The sequence below is a fragment of the Floridaenema evergladense BLCC-F167 genome, assembly GCF_041929205.2.
GTDB lineage: Bacteria > Cyanobacteriota > Cyanobacteriia > Cyanobacteriales > Aerosakkonemataceae > Floridanema > Floridanema evergladense.
Map to the genome: position 1 here is coordinate 452,309 of NZ_CM171625.1, position 26,709 is coordinate 479,017.

Here is a 26,709-nt window from a genome sequence, read left to right on the forward strand (position 1 = left end):
GAAAGTCCCCTTGTCTCACTTTGAATTCCCCGTCTTCGGGTAGAGAGGTTGACGATCGATCTCGCCTATACTCTTTGGAGGCCAAAAACGCACTGAAGCTTTACCGATAATGCGATCGCGTGGTACTAAACCCCAGCAACGACCATCATAACTATTTCGACGATTATCACCTAAAACTAAAAAAGAATTAGGAGGTATAACTACTGGTTTTGCTAAAAAAGCTGGTTGTCCTGCTGGACAAACATCAGTACTTGTTTCCTGTCCCTCAGTATATTTTTCTTGTAAAACTTTACCATTAATGTATACTTTGTCGTTTCTGAGTTCTACTTTTTCCCCTGGTAAACCAATTACTCGTTTAATAAACGCATCATGAAAATTTTGCTTTTCTAAGGCAACAGTAGGATTGAAAACTACTATATCACCACGTCGAGGTGAACTAAAATTATAACTTAGCTTATCAACAATTAAGCGATCGTTGATTTGTAAAGTTTCTAGCATAGAACCCGAAGGAATATAACGGGCTTCAGCAACAAAAGTACGAATCCCCAAAGCTAAAACACCACTCAGTAAAATGGTTTTCAATACCTCTAACCAGGCATTATCATATTTTTGTTGAAGATTTTTTTCAGGATTTTGCTTCTGAATTTCAGTCATAGATATTTAATCAATTAAGCGAACGGGAAGAAGAGTTTTAGCTCTAAGGAGCTTTCGTCAGATATACTTTCAGAGTATGATTCTCTACAAAGTTTTACCTTCTACATCTACTTTAAATTAATTATTGCCATGTCATCTGCTACTAACTTATTAATTCGACAAGCCAGAATACTTTTACCTACTGGAGAGTTTCTGGTGGGAGATGTAAAAATCTCAGATGGGAAAATCGACCAGGTTTCATCGGATCTTAGCACCAATGTAGATGAAACTGCTGTTAAGATTATCGACGCTGCTGGTTTAACTTTGTTACCAGGGGTAATTGACCCGCAAGTACATTTCCGCGAACCAGGACTAGAATACAAAGAAGATTTATTTACGGCAAGCTGTGCTTGTGCTAAGGGTGGGGTAACTTCTTTTCTGGAAATGCCCAATACTCGTCCTCTAACCACTACTCAAGCAACTTTAAATGATAAGCTACAACGCGCCGCCCAGAAATGCTTAGTTAATTATGGTTTTTTTGTTGGGGCGACAGCAGAGAATTTACCAGATTTGTTGACAGCCAATCCGACTCCGGGGATTAAAATTTTTATGGGGTCGATGCACGGACAGTTATTAGTAGATGGAGAAACGGCTTTAGAGGCTATTTTTGCGAAGGGAAAAAGATTAATTGCTGTTCATGCGGAAGATCAGGCGAGAATCAACCAAAGAAAACAAGAGTTTGCTGGGATAACCGATCCAGCTATTCATTCTCAAATTCAAGATAATCAAGCGGCGTTGTTAGCAACTCAGTTGGCTTTAAAACTTTCTAAAAAGTATGAAAGACGTTTACATATTTTGCATCTTTCCACTGGAGAAGAAGCTGAATTGTTGCGTCAAGATAAACCCAGTTGGGTAACAGCTGAAGTCACGCCACAACATTTATTGCTAAATACAGAAGCTTATCAGGAAATTGGCACTTTGGCGCAAATGAATCCGCCTTTGCGATCGCCAAAAGACAACCAAATTCTCTGGCAAGCTTTACTCGATGGTGTAATTGATTTTATCGCCACAGATCACGCCCCTCACACTTTAGAAGAAAAAGCCAAAGGCTACCCAAATACGCCATCAGGGATGCCAGGGGTAGAAACTTCTTTGCCTTTAATGTTAACTCAAGCGATGCAGGGAAAATGTACAATTGCCCAAGTTGCTAACTGGATGTCTACGGCTGTCGCTAAAGGTTATAAGATTCCGCATAAAGGTGCGATCACTCCTGGTTACGATGCCGATTTAGTCCTGGTAGACTTAGATAATTATCGTCCAGTTTTGCGCGAAGAATTGCAAACAAAGTGCGGTTGGAGTCCCTTTGAAGGTTGGCAGTTAACTGGTTGGCCTGTTATTACTATTGTCGGGGGAAATGTGGTTTATGAAAAAGGGAAATTATTTACAGAAATCAGAGGTAAAGCCTTAACATTTGATGCTTAATTAGCTCAAATTTAGAGTAAAATCTCCCATAGCAAGCAGTTTAGCTAAACGTCGATCGTTAGGAGTATAAATCAATTGAATTTGTAGATAACTACTCGGCATATAAGTTAATTTTTCTGCCCATTCAATTGCCATAATTCCCAAAGCAAACTCTCCACCTTCCCAGTAATTTTCTAAACCTAATGCTTCTACTTCTGGCGATGACAACCGATATAAATCAAAATGATATAAAGGTAAACGCCCTTCTGAGTACTCATTAATCAAAGTAAAAGTAGGACTAACTATGGGTTCAGAAATTCCTAAACCTGCACCAATTCCTTGAACTAAAGTAGTTTTGCCAGCACCTAAATCACCTGATAATAAAATTACTGTACCAGCAGTGAGATTGCGCCCTAAGTTAATTCCTAGCTGACGAGTTTCTTCAGCATTTGCTAAGGGAATTTCTTGTAATTTAAACGTCATAACTTATAGAATCCCATGATAGATTCTGATTGAGCGCGACTGTACCAACGCAGTAAAACTCTAGCTAGTCTTGCTGAATCATGGCGAACCAAACCAGTTTTTTCGTCTTCATACATGATGTTAGATAGAACGATTCGCCGACCTAATAAATTGATTGCTTCTCTGTCTAAGTAAACTGGGTGCGAATCTTCTTGGGCGTAGCGAATTAAAGCTTTTGCTGAAGGAACTTTGCGCTGAACTAATACAGCATCGAATAGTTTTTTACCGCAAGCTTTATCGATCGCTTTAATATGATCGGCAACCGTGTAACCTTGAGTTTCTCCTGGTTGAGTCATCATATTACAAACATAGAGGCGGGGAACATCTCGTTTGGCGATCGCTTCGGCAATTTCTGGTACTAATAAATTGGGAATAATACTGGTGTAAAGACTGCCAGGGCCAATCACAATATAATCAGCTTCTTTGATTGCCTGTAAAGCTTTGGGTAAAGCCGGAGGATTAGCAGGAATACAGCCAATTTTGACTATCTTCCCCATCGCTTCCGTAATATGAGACTCGCCCTCCACGCGCCGTCCGTCTTCTAATTCAGCCCAGAGACGAACATCAGAAAGCGTAGCGGGTAAAACTCGACCCCTTACTGCTAATACTTTAGAACTAGCAGCGATCGCCCGTTCCAAATCTCCTGTAATCTCGCTCATCGCCGTTAGGAACAAATTACCAAAACTATGTCCCATCAAACCATTCCCAGCGCTAAAACGATAGCGAAACAGTTCCGTTAACAACTTTTCCTCATCCGCCAAAGCAGTTAAGCAGTTGCGAATATCTCCCGGAGGTAAAACCCCGATTTCGCGCCGTAACCGTCCAGAAGAACCACCATCATCAGCTACGGTAACAATAGCGGTAATATTAGCGCTGTAAGCCTTCAGACCCCGCAACAAAGTTGACAGTCCCGTACCACCACCAATTGCGACAATTTTTGGCCCTCGATTCAACTTCCGGTGAGTCAGCAACACATCAATTAGTTCTTCCTCTCCACTCGACTTGAGAGCTTCCGTAATTGAATTAAAACTGCGGGTATGTCCCCAAAAAATCAGTAATAAGCCAGCCACAATCACCAATGGCCCACTGATGTAATTGGGAACGATCGTGGTAATTTTCTCTAAAACATCATTAACTAGCTGAATTAAGCGGTTAATGGGAGTCAGCTTGATCCAAATCGCTAAACCCAAAGCCGTCAGCAAGACACCGCCAGCACTAATTAACAACCATCGTTTCACGAACAAGCCAGGAGCTAACCATTTAAACCACCTGTTAAACCGCCTGTTAAATCGCTCAGGGGTGCGACTGCGGGATTCATTTGATAGGAAAAGCAGTGCTTGTTTGAATAAACCGATTGACATGACTGATTCAGAAATAAAGAATTAGGAAATGTGTGTCAGAGGAGCGTATGGTAAAAATTTTTGACTCTGATAAGAAAAATATTTCGGGTCTCCAATAGATTTGTCTAGGTACTTGTACCAGAAAAGTCCCCTATTAAGCAACTGTTAACCCCTATACAATTTTGGTCAGTTGCCAATCAGTCCAACTATTTCTTTAGAGATATCCTAAAAGTTAGTGCGATCGGCATACAGTATTTCATGATTTTAGGAAATCTAATATAAAATTTTTATTTATTTATTTAATACTAGGACAAATTTCGGTATGCAGCAGAGAATTTTAGGATTAGATCCGGGATTAGCGGTAGTGGGATTTGGGGTAATTGTTTGTGAAAACTCGCCCCAGATTCCCGCTAAATTAGTAGATTTTGGGGTAATTAAAACTTCCGCTAAAACTCCGATCGGGGAAAGACTCTGCACAATTTATGAAGATTTAAACACAATTATTAAACAGTTAGAACCAGATTTAGTTGCTATAGAGAAACTGTTTTTTTATCGCATGGGAAATACGATCGCAGTTGCCCAAGCCAGAGGTGTACTAACTTTAGTATTAGCCCAACACAAATTACCCATTGTTGAATTTACACCCGCACAAGTTAAACAAGCATTAACCGGAATGGGAAATGCAGATAAGGTAGATGTCCAACAAGCAGTAGCCAGAGAATTAAACTTAGATTACATTCCCAAACCCGACGATGCCGCCGATGGACTAGCGTTAGCGATTACAGCCTGGTTTAATGAAGATTAACAGGGATTGGGAAAGTTTTGAGTTTTGAGTTTTGAGTTTTGAGTTGGGGAGTTGGGGAGTTGAGAGAGTTTTAAGTTAAGGAATTTTTTTGCGCCTCTGCCCCTCTGCTCCTCTGCCCCTAGAACCCTGAATCGACTAGCTGAGACAACGGGTGCGACAGGACTCGAACCTGTGACTCGCAGCTTAGAAGGCTGCTACTCTATCCAGCTGAGTTACGCACCCAAACATACGTTTGCTTATATTATCAAAATTTGTGGGCATTTGTCTGGTCGGGACAGAAATTTTAGGCAAAATTTCTCAGATATTGGCAGGTTAAAGAGACTTAATTGGGCATAATAAGCAAGAGATAGTCAAAAGGTGATGCAATTAGTTGCCTGGGATGCGTTGAAAAAAGGCTAGGAATCGAAACTAGGAGAGAATAAGAGAAATATCTGTTTCCTGTTCCCTTCCCATACCACTTGTTCAACGCTATGCTTACGGTATCTAAGTTAAAATCACCTAGACTCTCATCTAAAAGCAAGTAAGAATTAAAGATCCCAGAACTAGAGGCAAGGGATACTTGCTCTTCTGGTTTTGAGGGGGAAAGGCGCAAGAATCTATCTATGTCACCAAAAGTGTTAGATAGGATAGTGTGTAAGTTGCGATCGCTGCTTGAGCCGCACCTGTAGCACCAGCATTCTGCATTTAAAGCTAGTCTCTGGGAGGTTACGGTTCTCACTTGCTGCACCCCCGGTTCTGACAGGAGTCAATTGCCAGTGTCATGTTTATATTGAAACGGCAGGATGTTGAAATAACTAGCATTCAGCACCCAACAAAGGATCAGCAAATTCCGATTCTCAATTACCAAGGGCAAACCTTTCGCTTAGTCAGCGTCTTTAGAGCCAACCAAGAGGAAGAAGCTAAAGCCTTTTGGCGAGACCTAACAGATAACCGAGGCAAAGCCTGTGTATTATTGGAAGAACCGGAAAGATACAGTGTATGGGGCAAAATTCGCCTAGACCAGCTAGGCACAGATGGTGCTGGTGATGCGAAAACTACGATCCTTATCCAAGCCTGTGTTTTGCTGCTCCAAGCAGTAAGTATAGACATTGAGGATATTTTAGGTAACAAGCAAGCGGGATTATTTGAAAAAAATCTCGTGGAAGTTTTTCAGCAGTGGCGCTTTCCTCAGACTGACTCAGCAGCAGTAGTAAAGAATCTGCTGTTAATAGATCCGTTGAGTACTAACCATCTTCCCCCTTGGGAAGAGCATCATTTGATTACCCTCTTGCGAGAATTACATCGACTTGGTAAAGAATCTTTTGGGAATACTAACTTTGTTAGTCGCGCAATGGTTGCTTTACAAGACCTGCCGCCTCCTGAGCGTACTCAGTTTGTCGGTTGGCTAAATCAAACTCCAGTTGTGGGTAAGTTGTGGCAATAGCTGATGAAATGCTCCATCAAAGTTACTATGACTTATGTGGGCATTAAAAAATATGCTGTTTAGTAGTAATCTGTTGAGTGCAATACCTCTCAAACTTGATTCAGGTTGTGCTTTCCATTCCCCAAGCTATTTTGTGAACTGCTATGAGCAACATTTCGGATAAATCATCTAATCCTAAACCCCTGTTTTCAGTGAAAACGATCGTCATCGCTGGCATTGTTTGGGCTGTTCTGGCGCTGCTGTTCTTTTTACTGTTTAGCATTACACCACCAGGGGAGGAGCGTCCGAAATGGTATTTAATCGGCACTTATATTTTTGAACAGGTGGCTTACCTATTCGCAGCTATCCTCTGCTTTAGAAACTGGCGTAGTCCACAAATTGTCAGCGGTCGCCAAGTCTGGCTGGGAATAGGTTTGGGGATGCTGTTCTATTTTTTGGGCAACTTTTTATTTGGTCTTTGGGAATTAGTTTGGAAACTGGAACCAGATGTCTCTTTAGGCGATCTGTTTTTTATCGGTACTTATCTCGCCTTGGGTTGGGGCATGATCCAAGCAGTAGTGGCACGCAGGTTAAATTTGGAGAAGTGGCAATGGGCAGTTGTATTAGCGATCGCTGCTATTGGTATAGCCTTAGCTGTTAGGGTGACAACCTTGGGTACTTCACCTGCTCAAGCTGCTACCCTACCATCGAGCAATAACATCGCCCTAGTTGCTCAAGCTTCTCCGCCAGCTACACCACCCGCTGCCAAACCCCCAGCTGCTAAAACTCCCGCAGTTAAGCCAACCCCGGTACCTGCTCCTGCTCCTGCTAAGGAAACAAAAGTCACGCCAGCGGCAACACCAACAACAGTGACAAAGCCTACGGTGACACCATCAGCAGCCGCAACTACAGAAGAGGCTACATCAGCACCACCTTGGGTTGTCGCGATCGATGAACGATTAAAACCGTTCGCTGGGCCGATTGGTCTGTTTTATGTGGTTGCAGATGTTCTCCTACTAATCATCGCCACAATGCTACTATTAGCCTTCTGGGGAGGACGTTTTTCTCAGTCTTGGCGGATGATTGCCGCAGCTGCTTTGTGTTTATACATTGCCGATATGTGGTTTAAATGGGCAGAAAAACAACGAGATTACCAAAGTGGTTCTCTGCCAGAAGTTTTTTGGGTGTTCAGTGGAGTGTTGTTTGCAATTGGCGCTGCCTTAGAATATGACACCTCGACATCAAGCCGTTCTCGGCGTTCTGGGGCGCGAAAAAGGGGTTAGGGGAAGTAAAGTGTAATGGCTAAAAAATTAACTGAAAAGGATAAGTCGGAAATTCTTAAGTTGTATTACAACCCGGAGGAGACAACTTCTACTCTGGCGGTGCGGTATGGTGTTAGTCACTCGACGATTAGTCGGTTGCTGAAAAGCACTTTGTTGCCTGATGAGTATGAAGTTTTGATTCAACAAAAGCGATCGTCTCGCGGACAAAATGCTACTGATGTGGTTGAACCGGAAGAAGTAGAAGAACCAGAACCGGAAAAGCCTAAACCAGTGTTACCACAACCAAAAAAGGTTGTTAAAGCACCAGAACCAGAACCAGAAGCGGAATCTCTAGCAGTAGAGGGATCTTCCAGACGCTCTAGAAAGCGTTCTTCTGCTGTTGCTTCACCTGTGGATGAAGCGGTTGTCTCACCTGTGAGTGAAGTAGAAGAAGTAACGGCAAGAGAACTTGATCCTCCACTAGTAGAATTTGAGGAAGACTCGCCAGAAGCCGAGACAGGTGATGAACTGCTTGAAGAGGCATACGATGCTGATGTCAGCACGATTCGGGAAATGTTGGGCGAAGATTTGCTCGATGGCGAGGAAGATTTGGAAGATGACGATGATTTAGACGATGAAGATGATGACTTGGATGATGAGGAAGGATTCATTTCTCCGAGAAGAAGAGTGCAGATTGGTGCGCTGATTCAGGTTTTACCACTTTCGGAGGCTTCCTTCCCTAGACCATGTTACTTGGTGGTCGATCGATCGGCAGAATTAATTACAAGACCTTTAAGGGATTTCGGTGATTTGGGTCAAATTCCGAAAGATGAAATTCAACAAAGAACTCTGCCTGTGTTTGATAATCATCGCATAGCTAGGCGTTTTTCTAACCGGAATCAACGGGTGATTAAGGTTCCTGATGGCAGAATGCTGCAAAAAACTAGTCCTTATTTGAAAGCAAAAGGGATTACCCGTTTGTTAATAGATGGTCAGGTTTATTCTTTATCACCTAGTTGAATTTCGCTCTGAGTTAATCTGGAATTAAGCTGCTTTGGGGAATTTTGTTTCTTACTCAAGGCAGCTTTGATTTTAGTAAAAGGCAAGAAAAGAAAAGCATTGTTTTCAGCAATTGATTCGTTACTCTTTGATGGTTGCTATAAATGAAATTTTGAGAATATTTGTAACACTATTTAGCTTTAGGGATAACAATCAAAAAATTAAAGAGTAAAATTTGTAATTAATAAGGCATCTTTAATAATTTATAGTTCCCTGTTCGATGCTCTATTGCTTGGTGTGATTCGTTTAAATTTTGTTGGTAATCCAGATTTTTAGATTGTTCGATCGCTAAAGAGAAAGGGGCAGAATCATTATGGAAGTTAGTACTTTATTAGAGCTTTACGAACAAGGAAAAAGAGATTTTGCTGGAATTGATTTAAGTGGTGTTAATTTAACGAAAGCGATTTTAATTGGGGTAAATTTATCAGGAGCGAATTTAAGGGGAGTAAATCTAGCTCATGCTTTGCTGGATAAATCAGATTTGAGTGGTGCTTTATTAAATTGGGCGAATTTAAAGTTTGCTAAATTGGGTGAAGCGAAGTTAGTTGATGTAGATTTAACTAAAGCTGAGTTGAGCGGTGCTTTTTTGGTAAAATCTAAATTACCAGGAGCAAAATTGAGTGGTGCTAATTTGAAAGGTGCTAATTTGCGATCGGTAAATATGTGGGGAGCAAATCTTTGTGGAGCTAATTTACAAGGGATTAATTTGCGAGGAGCAAATCTCAGCGGATCTAATTTAAATTGGGCGAATTTTGAAGCTGCAAGGTTAATTGGATCAATGCTTTATGGTTCTTCTTTCAGTGGAATTAATTTAAGAAAGGCATTTTTAAATGGTTTAGATTTGAGTGGAGTAGATTTGGCAAGTATTAATTTAAGTGGGGCAAAGTTAATTGGGACAAATTTAGAAGGAGCAAATTTAGTTGGGGCAAATTTAAGTACAGCAATTTTGCGGAATGCTAATTTAGCAGGAGCAGATTTAATGGGAGCAAATTTAGTTGGAGCTTGTTTAGAAGGGGCAAACTTAAATTGGGCAAGGTTGAATCAAGCTAATTTGACGGATACTAATTTAACGAATGCAATGTTAAAAGGTACGGATCTTGAAGATACTATGCGGCGAGGTGCGATCGCACACCAAGAAAAATCTAACTTATCCTTCACTTTTACCCAAACTGCGTTAAATTTTGAAGCAGAAGCAGTATCGGTTTTAGGTAATGAATAAAAATTCAGAAATTCAATATAGTGTAGTGTTGGTGACAGTACCTTCTCAAACTGAGGCGGAGAAGATAGCCCAAAATTTAGTGGAGTCTAAACTCGCAGCTTGTGTTAGTTTAGTGCCAATTAAATCAATTTACACTTGGCAAAGTGAGTTGTATAAAGAGGAAGAATGGCAACTATTGATTAAGACGGATTTGGCGAAGTTTGAAAGTTTAGCGGCGAAGGTGAAAGAGTTACATTCTTACGAGGTTCCTGAGATTATTGCTTTACCTTTGGTTGCTGGATATGCGCCTTATTTGGCTTGGATTTCGGAAAATGTTTCTTAGTTTTTTATTAAACTACTCAGGTGCAGAGGAAGAGAGGAGAAAATTTGGCTGTGTTGTTGAAGTTTTTATGTGATGAAGATTTCTGAGCCACATATAACTATGGAAATAAAACTTTAGTATCTAAATACTATGAATTAATTTTATTATACTATTTATATTAGTTCTGCTAAACAGGAGTTCTGCTATGAGTTATCAGACAACTCAGGGAGTACGTTGGACTACCGCAGATATAGAGCTTTTACCGGAAAATGAGGGTACGCGCTACGAAGTTGTAGATGGGGATTTATTTATGACAAGAGCGCCTCACTGGAAACATCAACGGACTTGTGGTAAATTTTTTCGAGAACTTGATACTTGGTCAGAATTAAGTGGTTTGGGAGAGGCAAGTATTACTGCTGGTGTGCTTTTTGGTGAGTCAGATGATGTGATTCCTGATGTGGTTTGGGCGAGTAATGAACGATTAGATTTACTATTAGATGAAGCGGGACATTTAACTGGTGCTCCTGAGTTGGTAGTTGAAGTTTTATCTGCTGGTAATGAGAATGTGAGGCGCGATCGAGAAGCGAAATTGAAACTTTATTCTACGCGGGGAGTTGCAGAGTATTGGATTGCTGATTGGCGATCGCAAAAAGTTGAAGTTTATCGTAGAGAGAATGCAAGATTGGTGTTAGTTGCAACATTGATCGATGATGATGAATTAACTTCGCCTTTGTTGCCTGGGTTTAGTTGTGTTGTATCGAGGTTTTTTGTTTAATGAATAGTTTTAAAATTTTAATTTTCCTCCTATTTGAGGTTTGTTTTCCGTTTTTATAGCGCGAATATGGGTGAATTTCCACATATTTTTAACGCTGATAATTGTAAATCCTAAAGCTTCTAAATTAGTGCGAAATTGATTGATATCGTTAAATCTAGAAGTTGCTTCAATGATATGTAATTGACCGTCAAGTTTCAGTGTTCGATAAGCTTCTCGGAGATAATCTGTAAAGTTGGAACCCATTAGGGAAAGGGAGAAAATAGCCACATCAAGTTCTTCATCGTTGAGGGGAACGTGAGACATATCGCAGGCAATTACATTATTATTGATGGCGATATGATCGAAATTGTGAACTGTATGTCTGTCGGAAATTGCTTCGGCAAATTTTGCTTCTCCGCAACCGAAATCACCAATAACATAACCGCTACGTTGTTGACACCAACCAATCATTTCTTCGTAGGGAACGATCGCCCAATCTTTGCGAGATTCTTGATATAAAGTATGATATTGCGCCCATTCTTCGGGATTTTCTTGCAGGCGTTGGTGAGTTTTGGCGCTGTGAGTTTGATTCCAGAGACGGTTCATTTGGGAGAAGTCGCCGTAACGCCGCAATCTTTGCTGCACATCTGCTGGGTCGGTGTCTGGAATTGGGATAATGATTTTCGGGCGGGTGATGATTTGCAGTTCGCCAGATTCGAGGCGTTCTAGCCAAGTTATCACATCTTGGTAGGCTTGGGCGGGGGTGCGTAAATGTCCTTCGGGAACTACGCCGTCAACGGCTGCATCAGCAATGGATTTTTTGAAGCGAAGGCGCTGCATTTTAGATTCACACCATGACCAATGTTGACTGTTAACTGTGGCGAAGGTCAGGGGGATGACCAATTTTACTCGATCGCTCACTTGTCCTTGGCGATAGATGCGTCCTTTGAGTTGTTCAAATTCGGCATGAGTCCAGGGTAGGACGTTGATAATTAGCTGGTTGCAGACGTGCTGTAAACCATCTACTCCTGTCCCAATGGCGCTGGAACCGATGAGTACGTCAATTTTGCCTTTGAGAAATCCTGGTAAACCGGATTTGTCATCGCCTGTGTAAAATCCGACTCGCCAACCATCTGCTTCTAGGGCGTTTTTGAGTAAACTGTCGATTCCTTGGATGTAATGGGTGTAAATCAGGGTTTTTGGTTGGATTTGTTGGCGAATTACGGGTAATCGGGCGTGGGTGAGGATTTTTTCTAGTTCTAGTGGAGTGCCGTTTTTACCAAGGGCGCGTATTCGATCGATGTAGTCGCCGCAGTCAACAGGGATTTCGATTTGTTCGTATTCCAGGTTATATTCTGGCATCCAGCGAATGCCCAAAGTGACGAGTCGCTGGTGCAGTTTCATGCAGTTGGGTATTGTGGGGCGGATGTCGAGTTCGTTGTGGGCGACTCCTGTGACCATTTCGACTAAACTTTTCCCTTCTTGTAGGTTGTTGATGACTGGGGTGGCGGACATTCCGATCACGTGCAAGTTGGGGTTTTGTTCATTAGCCCAGCTGATGAGGGAACCAATCAGTTCTTTGCGTTGGGACATATCCTCAACTTTACGCTGTTTGGTGTAGTGTATTTCGTCGATTACGATAAAGTCGATTTGTTCGCTGTTGATGAGGGTACGTAACAAATTCCGGGAATTGGGTTGCTGAAACATTTCGTAGTTGAGGATGAGGTAGCGGGGAACCCCACCCCCAACCCCTCCCCGCAACGGGGAGGGGCTTTTTTGCCAGTTGGGTGTGAAGGTTTTGGTGGCGATTTGGCTTTCTGGGAATATGTCGAGGATGGCGTTTTTCCAACCTTCGACGACGCTGTTGGGGCAACAGATTAGGGTGAGTTGGGCGTTGATGACACGACTGGCGAGGACTGCGGAGAGGGTTTTGCCTGCACCTGTTCCTGACCAATTTCCGACTCGTTTGTTGTCGCGGACTCGAACGGCTATGAGTCGTTGCATCAGGTTTGGTTCTGCTGGTTTGCCGTTGATTTGGAAGGCGTAACCTGTGGGGATTTGGAGTTGTTTGGCGCGGTGATATTCGTCTAGGAATTCGCTTTTGACTCGATCGGCGTAGCTGTCGCCTGTGTATGCTTGGGCTTGGGTGATGGCTGTTGTTTCATCTTGAAAGGTGTGTTTCCAAATTTTGGCTTTTGCGGAGGCGATGAGAAATTCGACGGCTTCTGCATCGGCTGTCGATACGATGTGATGATCTAAGGATTTGAGGACTTCTTTTGTTTGGACGATGGGAAGGTTTAGGTCGTCTTGTGCGTCGGATGGGTCTATTGTTTCGTCGATTTGGTCTTCTGTGGTTGGTTTTTGGGTTTCTGGGTTGTGGTTATTATTGTTGGTTTCGAGTGCTTCGAGTGTTAGGTCTTGATCTTGGATGAAGCGATCGACAATTGATGGTTCACCATTAACAAATTTTTCAATTTCTTCTATTGGAAACCGTCCAGTAGCCAGAGCTTTTACAAAGCCTTTTCCTTTGGCTTTGCTTTGAAGTAGTCCGCTTTGTTGGAATAGTAGGTAGAGTTCTGCTGGGGTGAAGGTTGAAAGATGGTTGAGTAATGAGCTAACGAACTTACGGATGTTTTGAACTGTCCATCCACTGTTACAAATAGGGCATCCTCTCCCACGAATTCTATTTACAATGGTCGCGGACCACTCGTGATCCGGTCTTTCTGGACAGAGCCACCAAGCTTTTTTTGCTGAACCTGCTACAACTTTATCTGGGGTCAGCTTACCATTTTTTGTCGGATGCCACTGTTTTGCTATCTCCGGGTAAAGACTTGTTAGAGAATTAGTAATAGATGATTCTAGATTACGACAAAAACGGCATCCTCTACCTCTGACTCTACTCTCAATAGAAGCTTGCCATTCGTGATCGGAACCTTTGGGGCATTTCCACCAAGCTTTTTTGTTTGACCCTGCCACAACTTGATCGGGAGTAAGTTTTCCATTTCTGGTCGGATGCCATTGTTGTGCTAACTCAGGATAAAGACTTGCTAGAGAATTAGTTACTGAAGGTTCATGTCCAGCACAAAAACGGCATCCATTCCCTCGAATTCTACTCTCAATAGAAGCTTGCCATTCGTGATCGGAACCTTTGGGGCATTTCCACCAAGCTTTCGTGGTTGAACCTGCTACTACTTGCTCTGGAGTCAAGCTACCATTTTTTGTCGAATGCCACTGTTTGGCTAAATCAGGATAAAGACTTGCCAAGGAGTTCGTAACTGATACTCTTTGCCCAGCACAAAAGCCGCATCCATTCCCATTCTCTCCTGCTCTACTGACTATAGAAGCTTGCCATTCGTGATCGGAACCTTTGGGGCATTTCCACCAAGCTTTCGTGGTTGAACCTGCTACTACTTGCTCTGGAGTCAGGCTACCGTTTTTTGTCGGATGCCACTGTGCGGCTAAATCAGGATAAAGACTTGCCAAGGAGTTAGTAACTGATACTTTTAGTCCAGCACAACAAGAGCATCCATCCCCTCTTTTAACTCTTTTCTCAATAGAAGTTTCCCATTCGTGGTCATAAGCTACGGGGCATTTCCACCAAGCTTTTTTTGCTGAACCTGCTACCACTTGCTCTGGAGTCAGGCTACCATTTTTTGTGGGATGCCACTGTGCTGCTAAATCAGGACGAAGGCTTGCCAGAGAGTTCGTGATGGAGACTTGGTAGCCTGAACAACAGCGGCATCCGTTACCTTTGACTCTGTTAGCAATTATTGCTTCCCATTCATGGTCATAAGCTACGGGGCATTTCCACCAAACTTTCTTATTAGAACCTGCCGTAACTTGCTCTGGAGTTAGTCCACCGTTCTTTGTGGGATGCCACTGATCTGCTAACTGGGGATGAGTAATTGATAGAGGGTTTTTCATTCAGCTTAACTTCTCTAGTATCTACACATTTATAAAAAGAACTACTCTAAGCTAGGCAGCATAAACTAAATCAAATTCCCGAATTACAGTAATTTTTTTACCGATCACTTGTCGTGCTGCATTTGGTATGTTCTGCCAATCTATTCGACCGCTTATTTCAGTAATGGGTTCCTTTAATAGAGAGTTATAATTAGTAATCATATTATTGCTCCATTCCTTAATTTCTTCATTTATCATGGTTTCAAATTCACTCGCAACCTGATAAAGCATATCAAGTTCATCAGTGTTAGCTTTTATTGTAAATTCTACTTTCACTCATTGGATTTGCAGCCTTTGACCTTTGGATATTTTCTTTATATTTTTTTGAGTTCTTTCTGAGCTATATTCATCTTCAGCAATTTCAAAATATCTAAATCCAAAATGGGGATTTTCTCGAAAGTATTGCTCTGCTGTAGGGCGAAAGTTATTGAGAAGGTGTTGATCTAATGTAGAGAGTAAATCACGATCTGTAGACATTTGAGTTATTATGAATATTCGTTTATTTCCAATAAATTCTAGCACAGCAAAAATTTTTGTGTTAGGCAACCTAGAACTTGATCGCTCATTTTCATTTACAGGGAAAAAGCGATCGCTCTTTCTCAACTTTAGCTAGTTTTGGGAGTGCGATCGTTCTAATCACTCGAAGGGAAAAAGCGATCGCTCCTTCTCAACTTTAGCTAATTTTGGGAGTGCGATCGCACTTTCTGGAATTCAACTAATTAGAAAAGTGCGATCGCTCTAATCACTCTCAGGTAAAAAGCGATCGCTCCTTCTCAACTTTAGATAATTTTGGGAGTGCGATCGCTCTCCCTGGAATTCAACTAATTAGAAAAGTGCGATCGCTCCAAATTTCCTGTTTAACTTCCAAAGATTCAATTTGTGATTCTCTGACTTCAACTGTATCATTAACAATTCCTTCAAAACCCTCAAGACTGTAACCGTCTTCTTCTCCTTCAGGTCTGGGATAATGTTCTACAATTGTCGCTACATTGCCTTTTTTTAAATTGTATTTAGGAAGGTCTTCTTTTAAAACTACCTGTGTAAACAATTCAAAGCTCATATCTATCTCTCCCTGTCTGCTTTACCAAAGCACTAATTAACTTATGATTAGCAGAAATAAAACATTCTGCTTTACCAGTTTTAGCAGTTAAATAAACACCTATATCTTCACGGGGAATTACTCCCAACGCTTGCACCCTAGAAAACTCATCCCAGTCAAGCAGTACATAACAAATATTGAGATTCTGCCAAATTCTCCCTAATAATTCCCCTCCCCAATCTTTATTCTGTAAACGTCTCGCTACTCGCAATATTTGAGCAAACAATTCTTCAGAAACCACTACCTCAACTGCATTTATCTTTTTTTCTCTAAACCCGATCCATTCTAATAACTGGTTTTCGTAGCTAGAGCGATCGGCAGCACCAATAATGTAAACATTAGTATCTAAAAATATGCGTGAAGGAGTAACACTCATCAGTTACCTTTATGAATTATAGTGATGTTAATTTACAGATTATTTTGACGTTCAGTAGTTATTTCCCGTTTAATTTCTTGCACCAAATTGACAATCTTTCCTTCTCAACTTTAGCTAATTTTGGGAGTGCGATCGCGAAGTGTGCGCGTATCGCGTATCGCGTATCGCGTATCGCTCTTTCACTCCGTCAATTCCCAATCTTCTATTTGTAACCCTTCGACTCTACTAAATTCACTTGTATTGTGAGTCACTAAAATTAAATTATTGGCGAGTGCGATCGCAGCAATTTGAAGATCGTAAGGACCGATCGGAGTTCCTAATGATTCTAAGTGCGATCGAATGCGTCCAAAGATTACTGCTGCATTCCCATCAAACGGTAGACTAACAAACTCACTGAAAAACTCTCTAAATAATGCCAAATTACTTTCTTGCCGAGAGCTTTTGTAAGCACCATAATAGAGTTCTGCTTTCACAACATCGCATAAAACCACATCTTCACGCGCTACTGTAGTTAATTTGTTAATAATAGAAGAATTACGACGAGTAATATATTGGATGCAGGTATTAGTATCCAAAAGGTAAATCATAGCAACTCCCACAAACGCTCTTCAAATTCCCCTTGCTCACCACGTTTGAGAGGTTCACCTTCCCAAGCACCTGCTGTCCTCTCAAAAAAACCTGGAGTCCAACCTAATTCTTCTGGTGTTTTCTTTTGTGGTGGAGTGGCAGATTGAATAGTTATCGTCACTTTTAAATCTGTATCTTTATATTCTGTTGGGACTTGTAATTGCAATATACCGTCTGAGCCAACATGAGAATGTACTAAAATTTTATGTTCCATTATGTTTATCTTCTGACGCTTTTAAGTTAATTGTATTAGGTAAATCTTAGGTGATAGTCGGGTGTAAGGTAGGAAAGTGAACTGTTGAAACCCTTGATTTATAAAGCCGATAGTGGGATTTGAACCCACGACCAACTGATTACGAATCAGCTACTCTACCACTGAGCTATATCGGCACAATTATTTATTGTATCACAAGTTCTTGGGATTTTACATAGATAAGCTTAATTGAGAGCCGTTGGGAGTTTTGTTGACTTCGATTCGTGCTTGGAAGGCTTCTTTGAAGTATGGCATATGGGTGACGGTGAGGATGCAGGCGAAGTCGTTGGCGATCGCATTTATTGCTGCAATTAAGCGATCGCATCCTTCCTGATCCTGAGTTCCAAAACCTTCGTCTACAATCAGCATTTGTAAGGCTGTTCCTGCACGTTGCGCTAGCAGTCTTGCTAATGCTAAACGAATCGAAAAGTTAATCCGAAATGCTTCGCCACCTGAGTAAGTTTCGTAAGCACGAGTACCCCGCGCATCTGCGATCAAAATATCCAGGGTGTCAATCATTTTTACTTCTTTTTTAGATGAGGTTCTACCGCTTTTTCCTGCTCTTTGAGTGACGAATTGAACGTGCAATTGATTGCCTGTAAGTCTTGCCAATAAAGAGTTTGTTTCAGCTTCTAATTGCGGTAAAATGTTTTCAATCATGTAAGCTTGAATGCCTTTTTTACCGAAAGCTTCTGCTAAAGAGCTATGTACTTTGTATTGACGTTTTGCTTGTTGTAATTGGGAATTTTGAGCTTGATATTGTTGATTTAGGGCTTCTAAATGCTGTAATTGTTGTTGCAAACTTCCCATTTGACGCAACTGTTCTTCTAGTTGCAATTTGCGCCATTGCATCTGCTGTTCTAAGGTTTGAATTTCATTGTTTGTGTTGGGAATTTGCTCTAATTGTTTGATGATATTTTTAATTTGTAAGTTAGCAGTTTCTACGTCTTGCGATCGCACTTCCCACACTCCCGCTAACTCTTGACAGCGGTGGCGAATTTGCGGATATTGTTGTTGAGCAGCAATCAATTGTTGATAGCGCATTTCCCAATTTCGCGCTTGACGCACCGCAGTTCTTAAAGAGTTGTACTCGCTTTCTTTGTAAGCAATTTCGGCAATTTTTTGGTTAATTGCAACTATTTGATGGGATAATTCGGAATTAGTTTGTTGTTGCTCAACTTGACTTTGAATTTCTGCAATTTTCGCTTGCAGTTCAGGTCTTCTGCTGCTAATTTGGGTTTGACGACGTTGCGCTTCTTTGATTCTATCCTGCTTAATTTCCGCCCAACGCCATCTTTCGACTTCATTTCGGGCTAAAGCGTGGTTTTTCTCGTCGTAGCTCAGGTTTTGTAGCTGTTGCTCTATTTGACTGAGTTCTTGCTGGACTTCTGTGGCATAATTTCCGGTAGCGATCGATCGCTCAAGTTGTTCCACTTCCGCCCTCATTTGTTGCAAACGTTGTTGTACGTCGCCTGTCGCCTGAAGTTGAGCTTGCAACTCTCCCTTTTGTTCCCGTAAATTTTCATAGGGCGCTAATTCTTGGGATAATTGGCGATATTCTCCCCTTAGCACTTGGATTTCTCGTTCGCAGACTGCTAATTGCTCTCGAATTACCCAAAACTCCTGCTCAATTTCTCGATGTTCGTTTTGAGTTTTGTGTACGACTCTATTCCAATGATGTTCGTCGAGGGGACGATCGCACAATGGGCAAATTGCATCGGGATTTTGCAACATTTCGATTTTTTGCAGCAATTCTGCGATTTTTTTCTGGCATTCTCGCTGATTTTCTTGCAAACGCTCCATAAAGCTGCGTCTTTCTAAACCTTTCTCCTGCACTCGCTGTTGGTAAACTCGCTTTTTCTCCAACTGATCGATTTGCGTCGCCACTTCCATGACTGCTTGTTGCAATTTTGGTTGACGTTGCTGCTGTGCTTGCAATTGGTAAGCGGAAGCGGAGATTTCCTCTAGTCTGGCGCTGAGTTTAGCATGAGTGCGATCGATCTGGTTTTGCAACTGTTGACGACGCTGCAACAAAGGACTAACTTGCAATTGCAACTCATCCAATTGATTTAAGCGAATTCGTGCTTGTTGTAACTTCGCTAAAGCTGCTTCAACTTCACCAGTTTGATTTAAAATTTGTTGGTTTTGTTGTTCCTGTTTATCTAACTCTTGTAACTGCGTTTCTATCTGACGCAATTGCAGATTTAAGTCGTTAATTACCCCAGTTTGATGTTCTTGCAACTTACGCTTTTGTTCAACTGCTTTTTGATGCGCTTGAAACTTCCCAGCTAAAGCTTCTTCCTGAGATTGTAAGTTTTGAAAATGAGCATAACCAGCATTAATTTCTGCTTCCTGACTCAGGAGATTTTCTAATTCCTTTTGTTGCTGTTGACTACTCGCCAAATCTTGCTGGAGTCGTTCAATATCTCCCCGGAGATTCTGATATTGTTGTTGTTGCCAAGTTAGTTGTTGTTCCCAAGTTTGGCGTTGATGTTGTAGCACCTGTAATCTTTGCAATTCGTGATGATCGGCTGCTTGAGCTTGTTGGAGAGTATTAATTTGTGCTTCTACAGTTGCTTGTTCTTGAGCGATCGCATCTCGCTGCTGTAACTGAATTTTAATTCTGTCTAAATCCTGCTGAATTTGATCCGCTTGTCCTTTAAATTGACGGGATAAATCTTTGGCTTTTTCCGCTAATTCTTCATATTGACTTAGCTTCAACAAATCTGCTAAAATTTGTTTGCGTTCGGTAGGTTTTCTGAGCATGAATTCATCGGCTCGACCTTGACGCAAATAAGCGGAATTAATAAAAGTGTCGTAATCTAATCTCAGGTGTTCAGAAATTAATTGCTGAGTTGAACGCATTCCCCGTTCGGTTAAAGCGCGATAACCTGTAGGGGTTTGTACCTGAAATTCTAAACTTGCGCCTCCACCTCGACGACGCGATCGCAAAACGCGATAAACTACTTCTTGATGTTCAAAAACAAAAATCACATGAACCTCATCCGCGCCAGAGTGGATGACATCATCTTCAGTCGCCGCCCGACTTTCGCCCCAAATCGCCCAAGTGATAGCTTCTAAAAGCGAAGATTTCCCCGCCCCATTCGCGCCACAAATGCAAGCAGTATGCAATCCCCGAAAATCCAGGGTTGCTTTACGATAGCTGAGGAAGTTTGTTAATGAGAGTTGTAGAGGAATCATGCAGGCTGTGTGCCCTACCTTTCTTTCTTTATTTATTAATACCAATACATTTGCACTTTTGCATAGTTAAATTGTAAAACTATTAACGTAAGTTGCTAGTTATTAGCCCAGACGTTTTAGATCCCCCTAAATCCCAGCAGGGCTGTTTCACGCTAATTTTTTCCAGTTCTCTCACCCCACCGTAGTCAGGTGTTTAGCCAATAATTCCTAGACTTTTTTCAAGTATTCAATTAAGTTATCCATATTATTATTTGGCAACAAAAAAGCGAGCATTATCTACTTTACTTGATAATGCTCGCTTTTTCTTTTGCGGATTTTACTTTAGCATGAAACAGCCCTGCCTCTGCCTCTTCTAAACCATTTCCGATGCAGTTTCCACCTGTGGTTGTCCTTGGGGTTGGAATTGGAACAAGGAGTAGACGACATCGCGACGAATAGCGGTCATCATTTCCAAGAACATTTCGTAACCTTCACTCTTGTACTCGATCAACGGGTCTTTTTGACCGTAACCCCGCAGTCCCACGCTTTCCCGCAATGCGTCCATTGCTTGTAAGTGTTCCCGCCACAGAGTATCGATGCGTTGCAGGATAAAGAAACGTTCTGCTTCCCGCATTAGTCCGGGTTTAAATTGGTCGATTTGCGCTTCTTTGATATCGTAAGCAATTCGCACCTGTTCCGAGAGGAAAGATTTGATTTCCCCAACCGATAAATCTTCTAATTGTTCTGGTTGTAAATCAGAAAGCAAGTAGACAAATTCTTTAACTTTACCAACCACACTCTTGAGATCCCATTCTTCCGAAGGTAACTCTGGATTAACGTAAGCATCTACGATGTCTTCCATCGTTTTTTCAGCGTATTTAACCACCTGTTCCTTCAAATCTTGCCCTTCTAATACCCTGCGCCGTTCCGCATAAATTGCCCGACGTTGGTTATTCATTACTTCGTCGTACTCGAATACTTGTTTCCGAATGTCGTAGTAGTAGGTTTCGACTTTTCTTTGGGCACCTTCTAAGGAACGGGTTAACATTCCCGACTCAATGGGCATATCTTCTTCTACCCTTAAGGCGGTCATCAATCCAGCAACGCGATCGCCCCCAAAAATCCGCAATAAGTTATCCTCTAAACTGAGGAAGAACTTAGTAGAACCAGGATCTCCCTGTCTTCCCGCCCTTCCCCGTAATTGGTTGTCAATTCTGCGAGATTCGTGACGTTCCGTACCAATTACGTGCAAACCGCCTAATCTTACTACTTCTTCGTGTTCCTGTTTGGTCAAAACTTCGTATTCTTCCCGAATCCGGTTATAAACATACCGCAATTTTTGAATCACGGGATCGTCGGTTGGTGCTTTTTCGGAAGCAACAGCTACTTTGTCCTCTGCTTCCAATTCTGGCATACTGCGTTCCCCATATTCCTTGGCAGCCAAATCTACTGCTTCTTTCAGGGCTTTTTCAGTTTCCTTGCTAAGTTCGGTGGGGAAAATTTGCGGCGAAGCTTTCCAAGTTTTCACCTTTTTCCCTGGCGTAAAACCTCCACCACCACTGCGGTTATGTTCTGCCCCAGGCACTTGAAAAGGTGAAAAATCGTCATCTTCTGGGCGAACAATTCTCGGCAATAAATATTCCCGCAATTTCAGTCTCGCCATATAATCGGCGTTACCACCCAGAATGATATCTGTACCTCTTCCTGCCATGTTAGTGGCGATCGTCACTGCACCTCTACGTCCTGCTTGGGCAATAATTTCCGATTCCCGTTCTACGTTTTCCGGTTTTGCATTCAGCAAGTTGTGGGGAACTTCTTTCTGGTGAAGTAATCTACTGAGCACTTCTGATTTTTCTACGCTAGTTGTACCCACTAGCACCGGGCGACCAATTTGGTGCATTTCCGCGCATTCTTCCGCAATAGCCACCCACTTACCCGACTCTTTCTTATAAACTACGTCGGAGAGGTCAGTGCGACCTGTGGGACGGTTAGTGGGAATAATGGTAACTTCCAGCTTGTAAATCTTCTCAAATTCTGCCTCTTCGGTCTTTGCTGTCCCCGTCATTCCCGCCAATTTCGGATAAAGCAGGAACAGATTTTGATAAGTAATTGTCGCTAAAGTTTGAGTTTCCGGTTGAATTTCTACTCGTTCTTTCGCTTCGATCGCTTGGTGTAAACCATCACTCCAACGCCGTCCCGGAAGTACCCTTCCAGTAAATTCATCAACAATTACTACTTCGTCATTGCGAACGATGTAATTTACATCTTTAATGAACAATTCTTTAGCTTTAATAGCATTAAAAATGTAGTGTGCCCAAGGGTCATTAGGGTCATAAAGGTCTTTGACTCCCAACAATCTTTCTGCTTCAGCAAAACCTTCATCAGCTAGGATCACGTTACGAGCTTTTTCATCTACTTCGTAATGCTCATCCTTGTTTAATTGGACTGCTATTTCGGAAGCACCAATATATTTTTGACCGGGACGTTCTACTTGACCCGAAATAATTAAAGGAGTCCTTGCTTCATCAATTAAAATCGAGTCAACTTCGTCAATGATGCAGTAATTAAAGGGACGTTGTACGACTTCTGACATGGCAACTGCCATATTATCGCGCAGATAATCGAACCCAAGTTCGCTGTTTGTAGCGTAAGTAATATCGCAGGCGTAATTTTTTTGCCGTTCCGGGGGTGTCATCCCTTGTTGAATTAATCCTACCGATAATCCTAAGAAGCGATGAATTTGTCCCATCCATTCTGCGTCCCGACGGGCGAGGTAATCGTTAACAGTGACGACGTGAACGCCTTTGCCAGAAATCGCATTCAAGTAAGAAGGTAGTGTGGCAACTAAAGTTTTTCCTTCACCTGTTTTCATTTCGGCAATTTGTCCGCTGTGCAGGATAATTCCGCCGAGTAATTGAACGTCAAAATGGCGCATTCCTAATACGCGCCGACCTGCTTCTCGGACTACGGCAAAAGCTTCGGGGAGGATTTCTTCTAATAATTCTTTTTCATGTGTTGGATTTTTAGCGGCTTTGAGTTTCTGTTTAAATTCCGCTGTTTTACCCCTTAATTCTTGATCTGAAAGGGCTTTAATTTCTTCTTCCAGTAAGTTTATTTCGGTAATGTAAGGTTGGTATTTTTTTAGCTTACGAGCATTGGGGTCGCCTAACAGAGTTTTTAACATGGCAGTAGCTTAAATGTTGTTAGTTGTTTAGTGCAATGTGATTGGGAGATAAAATTTTGTTAGCTTTTACTAATTATTTTTATATGGTAAATGTTCACCTCTGAAGTGGCTTAAATATTCACTAAAATTTAGACTCAATGAAAAAATTTTTTTGGCATTAATGAAGCAAGAGTAAGCGCAAGAATCCATTCTTTTTGCCTTTAACCTTTTAACTTTTGGCTGGACGGACTTCGGGACAGTGCCAGTATAGCGTTCAATGGCTAAAGAGAGAGAGGGCAGAGGAATTTGAGCATCTTTTCACCTGTTTTCGTCTGCTCGATCGTTATCTGCTGCTTTGGCGTTGGCGTAGCCTGTGCGTAGCACGTATCGCTCCCATCTGAGCCGATCGCTGACTGGCATTTTAATCTAACTTAATAATATTATCATTTTATGGCAGAAGGATTGGGGATGGAGGACTGGGTAGAGTTTATCGCTTGAGATTCTCCCCTCCTCCCCATACTCTGCTAATCTTGCCACTCAGCAGAGAGGCTGCGAAAATCGTACTTATCTGCTCTGGGGTGACAGGTGATACAACTAGCCAGTGGGAGAGGTCGGGGTATTTTGATTTGGGGATGTAATGCTTTAAAATAGCGAGATTGGGCAATGCGGTAGGGAGTTCGTTCTTCGTATTGCGATCGCTCGCGAGAAAACGTCCGCAAGTATTGCCAAACTAATGTCCGTTGTGGATCGATCAAGGGTTTAATTTGAACTCCGTAATGTTGAGCATCTTGAATTAAATCTGCCCAAGTTTCTGTAGGTAAAACTGCTGGCGGTACTCCTATATGACAAGTGGCACAATTATCTAAGTAAAGTTCTTGTCCAAGTCGGTAACGTTGGGGAATTACATCCACAGTTCCCATTGAGGAAGTATCAACTACGGTTTGACTGTGTAAAGATTGAGGTTGAGTAAATAAAGTTAAACCCCAAGCAATGATGCTACTCCAAAATAGGAGCAATAAGAATAGAGTGAGCGATCGTCGCCTTTGTTTTCGTTTCTGAGTTTTTGACCGGGCAAGGTTTGTCATGTTATACAATCTTGCTAAAGTACCAAATACATAGTTTATTGCTCAATAACAATAAACTATGAACCCGTTACTAAGGAATAGCAACTTCCTTTAACAGTCGCTCTACTATGGTATTGGATCTTCTTCCTCCTGAAGGAATGAGGCGATGGGAAAGTACATAAGGTGCTAAAAACTTAACATCATCGGGAATAGCATAATCTCTATCCAACAGAAAAGCTAAAGCTTGAGTGGCTTTTTGTAAAGCGACTGTACCACGCGGACTTACGCCAAGGGTAATTTCTTCATGTTCTCTAGTGGCACGAACCAAGGTAATAATATATTGTTGCAGAGAAGTTTCTAATTTGATATTGCTACACAAACGGCGTAACTCTAGAACTTCTTCTAAGGAAATGCAAGGTTTTAATTCTTCAACGGTGATTCCTCCCTTAATCCTTTGTAGCATTTGCAGTTCTTCTGCTTCGGAAGGATAACCGAGTGAAAGGGATATGGTAAATCGATCCATTTGCGCTTCTGGCAGAGGAAATGTACCTTGATATTCGATCGGGTTTTGCGTAGCAATCACAAAAAAGGGATGGGGTACCTGTCGGGATACGCCATCTACCGTTACCTGTCGTTCTTCCATTACTTCTAACAACGCCGACTGAGTGCGGGGTGTGGCGCGGTTAATCTCGTCTGCTAATACGACATTAGCAAATACTGGCCCCGGTAAAAATTCAAATTCCGCCTTACTTTGATTCCAAATATTCGTTCCGGTAATATCGCTAGGGAGTAAATCTGGAGTACACTGAATTCTTTGGAACTTACCGTCGATCGATCGAGCTAACGACTTAGCAAGTAAAGTTTTTCCTACCCCTGGTACGTCTTCTAGTAAAGCATGACCGCCAGTTAACAGTGCTACTAATACTAAACGGATTGCTTCAGTTTTGCCAACCAAGGTTAAACTCAAGTTTTCAGTTAGCCGCTCAATACCTGTTCTCATATTTAAGGTAAAAAGTAAATAGTTAAGAGCAAAGAAATCTCTATTCTAGTTTTCCCATTTCTCAGTTCCTAATCTCCAATCTCCATCAAACTTCACCTAATTTATTAACTCAAAACTGACCTAGCTTGCCAACAATCAGCTGTAATCTGTTGTTTAAGTTCTTCTAGGGAGGCAAATTTCTGTTCTGGGCGCAAGAATTTTTCTAAACTAACAGTTAAAGTTTTCCCGTACAAATCTCCTGACCAGTCTAACAGGTGAACTTCCACAGTTTGATTAGTACCATCCACTGTAGGGCGACGACCAATATTCATCACTCCTCTTATGGGAGTAACAATAGGTGAATTCCCTTCTGTTGCTGCGTTTGGTGCTGAGATTTCCGTTTCTTTAGCACGATCGATCGCCACTCGCACCGCATAAACACCAAACCGAGGTAAAAACTTATTAGCGGGTAATTGCAGGTTAGCGGTAGGAAATCCGATCGTTCTTCCTAACTGTTGACCTTGGATCACGCAACCGATTAAAGTATAAGGTCTTCCCAATAATTGATTCGCCCGTTCAACTTCTCCTTCTAAGAGAAACTGACGGATCGCAGAACTGCTAATTCTTTCCCCTTCGTTGTTTTGTATTGGCACGATCGTTACTTCTACGCCATACTTGACAGCTATCTTTTTTAAGTCTGCTGAAGTTCCTGAACGTCCATTTCCAAAGCAAAAATCCTGCCCTACACTAATCCATTTAGCTTTTAGCTGTCGGACTAATATTTGTTCGACAAACTCTTCAGGGCTTAGATCTGCCATTTCCCGATCGAATGGTAGTAAAACTAACTGTTCTACTCCCAATGCAGTCAATTGCGCTACTTTTTCATCTAACGGCGTTAGTAAAGCACGGGGTTGTCCGGTAAAAAACTCTCGCGGGTGAGGATTAAAAGTGACAACGGTGGAAAATGGGCGATCGCTGGCGCTAATTCGATAATCACTTTCCCAGCAATCATGGTCTACATCTATTAATAATCCGTTGTCTAATCTACGACCCCCTTGAGTTGATACTGCTGGACTACGTGCATCCGAACTATGTAATACAGGCAATACAGGTTTAACTACCTGTTGATGCCCTTGGTGAACGCCGTCGAAATTTCCCAGGGCAACAGCAGTTGGAGTTAAAGCAGTAGCTAACGATGAGGTAACCCACACGCTTTACATTTTGACACAAATTAGGCAAGTTTCATC

24 protein-coding genes and 2 tRNA genes are annotated in these 26,709 nt (G+C 41.9%); 9 read left to right on the top strand and 17 right to left on the bottom strand.

Annotated elements, in window-relative coordinates; genetic code table 11:
- Window positions 1-15: 15 nt before the first annotated feature.
- Window positions 16-645, bottom strand: coding sequence for a signal peptidase I (lepB, locus tag ACE1CA_RS02115; protein ID WP_459563736.1), 630 nt, complete (start codon window positions 643-645; stop codon window positions 16-18).
- A gap of 138 nt (window positions 646-783) precedes the next feature.
- Here lepB and ACE1CA_RS02120 point away from each other — a divergent pair, with 138 nt between their 5' ends.
- Entirely contained in the window at window positions 784-2,115 is a 1,332-nt protein-coding gene (locus ACE1CA_RS02120) for a dihydroorotase (RefSeq protein WP_413281926.1), read from the top strand.
- Here the strand turns inward: ACE1CA_RS02120 and tsaE are convergent, their stop codons facing one another.
- Window positions 2,116-2,577 (bottom strand): tRNA (adenosine(37)-N6)-threonylcarbamoyltransferase complex ATPase subunit type 1 TsaE, encoded by a 462-nt coding sequence (gene tsaE / locus ACE1CA_RS02125; RefSeq protein WP_413281925.1) that lies wholly within the window; start codon window positions 2,575-2,577, stop codon window positions 2,116-2,118.
- Window positions 2,574-3,977, bottom strand: coding sequence for a gluconeogenesis factor YvcK family protein (locus ACE1CA_RS02130; protein ID WP_413281924.1), 1,404 nt, complete (start codon window positions 3,975-3,977; stop codon window positions 2,574-2,576). The genes tsaE and ACE1CA_RS02130 overlap by 4 nt, the downstream gene beginning before the upstream one ends.
- Window positions 3,978-4,278: 301 nt before the next feature.
- Here ACE1CA_RS02130 and ruvC point away from each other — a divergent pair, with 301 nt between their 5' ends.
- The gene (gene ruvC / locus ACE1CA_RS02135; protein WP_413281923.1) at window positions 4,279-4,761 is read left to right on the top strand and encodes a crossover junction endodeoxyribonuclease RuvC; all 483 of its coding nucleotides are present in this window, start codon (window positions 4,279-4,281) and stop codon (window positions 4,759-4,761) included.
- Window positions 4,762-4,909: 148 nt separating this feature from the next.
- Here the strand turns inward: ruvC and ACE1CA_RS02140 are convergent.
- Window positions 4,910-4,983, bottom strand: a tRNA-Arg gene (locus tag ACE1CA_RS02140).
- A 538-nt stretch (window positions 4,984-5,521) separates the two neighbouring features.
- On the opposite strand from ACE1CA_RS02140, the gene ACE1CA_RS02145 reads away from it, so the two are divergent.
- From ACE1CA_RS02145 to ACE1CA_RS02170, 6 genes are all read left to right on the top strand, one after another.
- Window positions 5,522-6,184: an Npun_F0813 family protein gene (locus ACE1CA_RS02145; RefSeq protein WP_413281922.1), complete on the top strand. Its 663-nt coding sequence runs from the start codon at window positions 5,522-5,524 to the stop codon at window positions 6,182-6,184.
- Between the two features lie 143 nt (window positions 6,185-6,327).
- Window positions 6,328-7,446 carry a hypothetical protein gene (locus ACE1CA_RS02150; protein ID WP_413281921.1) on the top strand — a complete coding sequence of 373 codons (1,119 nt, stop codon included), beginning with the start codon at window positions 6,328-6,330 and terminating at the stop codon, window positions 7,444-7,446.
- Window positions 7,447-7,461: 15 nt separating this feature from the next.
- Complete coding sequence (locus ACE1CA_RS02155) at window positions 7,462-8,445, top strand: transposase (RefSeq protein WP_413281920.1); 984 nt, start codon at window positions 7,462-7,464, stop codon at window positions 8,443-8,445.
- Window positions 8,446-8,797: 352 nt separating this feature from the next.
- Window positions 8,798-9,703 (top strand): pentapeptide repeat-containing protein, encoded by a 906-nt coding sequence (locus ACE1CA_RS02160; RefSeq protein ID WP_413281919.1) that lies wholly within the window; start codon window positions 8,798-8,800, stop codon window positions 9,701-9,703.
- On the top strand, window positions 9,696-10,025 hold the full coding sequence (cutA, locus tag ACE1CA_RS02165) for a divalent-cation tolerance protein CutA (RefSeq protein WP_413281918.1): 330 nt from the start codon (window positions 9,696-9,698) through the stop codon (window positions 10,023-10,025). The genes ACE1CA_RS02160 and cutA overlap by 8 nt, the downstream gene beginning before the upstream one ends.
- Window positions 10,026-10,209: 184 nt before the next feature.
- Window positions 10,210-10,779 carry a Uma2 family endonuclease gene (locus ACE1CA_RS02170; RefSeq protein ID WP_413281917.1) on the top strand — a complete coding sequence of 190 codons (570 nt, stop codon included), beginning with the start codon at window positions 10,210-10,212 and terminating at the stop codon, window positions 10,777-10,779.
- 9 nt (window positions 10,780-10,788) lie between these two features.
- Here the strand turns inward: ACE1CA_RS02170 and ACE1CA_RS02175 are convergent, their stop codons facing one another.
- The 3 genes from ACE1CA_RS02175 to ACE1CA_RS02185 are packed head-to-tail and all read right to left on the bottom strand — an operon-like array spanning window position 10,789 to window position 15,198.
- Window positions 10,789-14,682: a zinc-ribbon domain-containing protein gene (locus tag ACE1CA_RS02175; RefSeq protein ID WP_413281916.1), complete on the bottom strand. Its 3,894-nt coding sequence runs from the start codon at window positions 14,680-14,682 to the stop codon at window positions 10,789-10,791.
- A gap of 51 nt (window positions 14,683-14,733) precedes the next feature.
- Window positions 14,734-14,997 carry a hypothetical protein gene (locus ACE1CA_RS02180; RefSeq protein ID WP_413281915.1) on the bottom strand — a complete coding sequence of 88 codons (264 nt, stop codon included), beginning with the start codon at window positions 14,995-14,997 and terminating at the stop codon, window positions 14,734-14,736.
- Entirely contained in the window at window positions 14,998-15,198 is a 201-nt protein-coding gene (locus tag ACE1CA_RS02185; RefSeq protein ID WP_486517623.1) for a hypothetical protein, read from the bottom strand.
- 77 nt (window positions 15,199-15,275) lie between these two features.
- On the opposite strand from ACE1CA_RS02185, the gene ACE1CA_RS02190 reads away from it, so the two are divergent.
- A complete protein-coding gene (locus tag ACE1CA_RS02190; RefSeq protein ID WP_486517624.1) occupies window positions 15,276-15,398 on the top strand; it encodes a hypothetical protein in 123 nt (40 codons plus the stop codon).
- A 140-nt stretch (window positions 15,399-15,538) separates the two neighbouring features.
- Here ACE1CA_RS02190 and ACE1CA_RS02195 read toward each other — a convergent pair whose 3' ends face one another.
- The 10 genes from ACE1CA_RS02195 to ACE1CA_RS02240 form a co-directional block, all read right to left on the bottom strand.
- Window positions 15,539-15,781 (bottom strand): DUF4926 domain-containing protein, encoded by a 243-nt coding sequence (locus ACE1CA_RS02195; protein WP_413281913.1) that lies wholly within the window; start codon window positions 15,779-15,781, stop codon window positions 15,539-15,541.
- The gene (locus ACE1CA_RS02200) at window positions 15,771-16,196 is read right to left on the bottom strand and encodes a PIN domain-containing protein (protein ID WP_413281912.1); all 426 of its coding nucleotides are present in this window, start codon (window positions 16,194-16,196) and stop codon (window positions 15,771-15,773) included. The genes ACE1CA_RS02195 and ACE1CA_RS02200 overlap by 11 nt, the downstream gene beginning before the upstream one ends.
- A 179-nt stretch (window positions 16,197-16,375) precedes the next feature.
- Window positions 16,376-16,783: a type II toxin-antitoxin system tRNA(fMet)-specific endonuclease VapC gene (vapC, locus tag ACE1CA_RS02205; RefSeq protein ID WP_413281911.1), complete on the bottom strand. Its 408-nt coding sequence runs from the start codon at window positions 16,781-16,783 to the stop codon at window positions 16,376-16,378.
- A complete protein-coding gene (locus ACE1CA_RS02210) occupies window positions 16,780-17,037 on the bottom strand; it encodes a hypothetical protein (RefSeq protein WP_413281910.1) in 258 nt (85 codons plus the stop codon). Before ACE1CA_RS02210 ends, vapC begins: the two co-directional genes overlap by 4 nt.
- A 104-nt stretch (window positions 17,038-17,141) precedes the next feature.
- Window positions 17,142-17,213, bottom strand: a tRNA-Thr gene (locus ACE1CA_RS02215).
- 34 nt (window positions 17,214-17,247) lie between these two features.
- Entirely contained in the window at window positions 17,248-20,277 is a 3,030-nt protein-coding gene (gene sbcC / locus ACE1CA_RS02220) for an exonuclease subunit SbcC (protein WP_413281909.1), read from the bottom strand.
- Window positions 20,278-20,629: 352 nt separating this feature from the next.
- Window positions 20,630-23,440: a preprotein translocase subunit SecA gene (gene secA / locus ACE1CA_RS02225; RefSeq protein WP_413281908.1), complete on the bottom strand. Its 2,811-nt coding sequence runs from the start codon at window positions 23,438-23,440 to the stop codon at window positions 20,630-20,632.
- Between the two features lie 503 nt (window positions 23,441-23,943).
- A complete protein-coding gene (locus tag ACE1CA_RS02230) occupies window positions 23,944-24,504 on the bottom strand; it encodes a diheme cytochrome C (protein WP_413281907.1) in 561 nt (186 codons plus the stop codon).
- A 70-nt stretch (window positions 24,505-24,574) separates the two neighbouring features.
- On the bottom strand, window positions 24,575-25,483 hold the full coding sequence (locus ACE1CA_RS02235; RefSeq protein WP_413281906.1) for an AAA family ATPase: 909 nt from the start codon (window positions 25,481-25,483) through the stop codon (window positions 24,575-24,577).
- A 104-nt stretch (window positions 25,484-25,587) separates the two neighbouring features.
- Window positions 25,588-26,673 carry a bifunctional riboflavin kinase/FAD synthetase gene (locus ACE1CA_RS02240; protein WP_413281905.1) on the bottom strand — a complete coding sequence of 362 codons (1,086 nt, stop codon included), beginning with the start codon at window positions 26,671-26,673 and terminating at the stop codon, window positions 25,588-25,590.
- Between the last annotated feature and the right edge of the window lie 36 nt (window positions 26,674-26,709).

Bases quoted from the DNA above. Each gene is read 5' to 3' on its own strand.
- ACE1CA_RS02120 (WP_413281926.1), top strand. From the start codon at position 784: ATGTCATCTGCTACTAACTTATTAATTCGACAAGCCAGAATACTTTTA.
- tsaE (WP_413281925.1), bottom strand. From the start codon at position 2,577: ATGACGTTTAAATTACAAGAAATTCCCTTAGCAAATGCTGAAGAAACT.
- ACE1CA_RS02130 (WP_413281924.1), bottom strand. From the start codon at position 3,977: ATGTCAATCGGTTTATTCAAACAAGCACTGCTTTTCCTATCAAATGAA.
- ruvC (WP_413281923.1), top strand. From the start codon at position 4,279: ATGCAGCAGAGAATTTTAGGATTAGATCCGGGATTAGCGGTAGTGGGA.
- ACE1CA_RS02145 (WP_413281922.1), top strand. From the start codon at position 5,522: ATGTTTATATTGAAACGGCAGGATGTTGAAATAACTAGCATTCAGCAC.
- ACE1CA_RS02150 (WP_413281921.1), top strand. From the start codon at position 6,328: ATGAGCAACATTTCGGATAAATCATCTAATCCTAAACCCCTGTTTTCA.
- ACE1CA_RS02155 (WP_413281920.1), top strand. From the start codon at position 7,462: ATGGCTAAAAAATTAACTGAAAAGGATAAGTCGGAAATTCTTAAGTTG.
- ACE1CA_RS02160 (WP_413281919.1), top strand. From the start codon at position 8,798: ATGGAAGTTAGTACTTTATTAGAGCTTTACGAACAAGGAAAAAGAGAT.
- cutA (WP_413281918.1), top strand. From the start codon at position 9,696: ATGAATAAAAATTCAGAAATTCAATATAGTGTAGTGTTGGTGACAGTA.
- ACE1CA_RS02170 (WP_413281917.1), top strand. From the start codon at position 10,210: ATGAGTTATCAGACAACTCAGGGAGTACGTTGGACTACCGCAGATATA.
- ACE1CA_RS02175 (WP_413281916.1), bottom strand. From the start codon at position 14,682: ATGAAAAACCCTCTATCAATTACTCATCCCCAGTTAGCAGATCAGTGG.
- ACE1CA_RS02185 (WP_486517623.1), bottom strand. From the start codon at position 15,198: ATGTCTACAGATCGTGATTTACTCTCTACATTAGATCAACACCTTCTC.
- ACE1CA_RS02195 (WP_413281913.1), bottom strand. From the start codon at position 15,781: ATGAGCTTTGAATTGTTTACACAGGTAGTTTTAAAAGAAGACCTTCCT.
- ACE1CA_RS02200 (WP_413281912.1), bottom strand. From the start codon at position 16,196: ATGAGTGTTACTCCTTCACGCATATTTTTAGATACTAATGTTTACATT.
- vapC (WP_413281911.1), bottom strand. From the start codon at position 16,783: ATGATTTACCTTTTGGATACTAATACCTGCATCCAATATATTACTCGT.
- ACE1CA_RS02210 (WP_413281910.1), bottom strand. From the start codon at position 17,037: ATGGAACATAAAATTTTAGTACATTCTCATGTTGGCTCAGACGGTATA.
- sbcC (WP_413281909.1), bottom strand. From the start codon at position 20,277: ATGATTCCTCTACAACTCTCATTAACAAACTTCCTCAGCTATCGTAAA.
- secA (WP_413281908.1), bottom strand. From the start codon at position 23,440: ATGTTAAAAACTCTGTTAGGCGACCCCAATGCTCGTAAGCTAAAAAAA.
- ACE1CA_RS02230 (WP_413281907.1), bottom strand. From the start codon at position 24,504: ATGACAAACCTTGCCCGGTCAAAAACTCAGAAACGAAAACAAAGGCGA.
- ACE1CA_RS02235 (WP_413281906.1), bottom strand. From the start codon at position 25,483: ATGAGAACAGGTATTGAGCGGCTAACTGAAAACTTGAGTTTAACCTTG.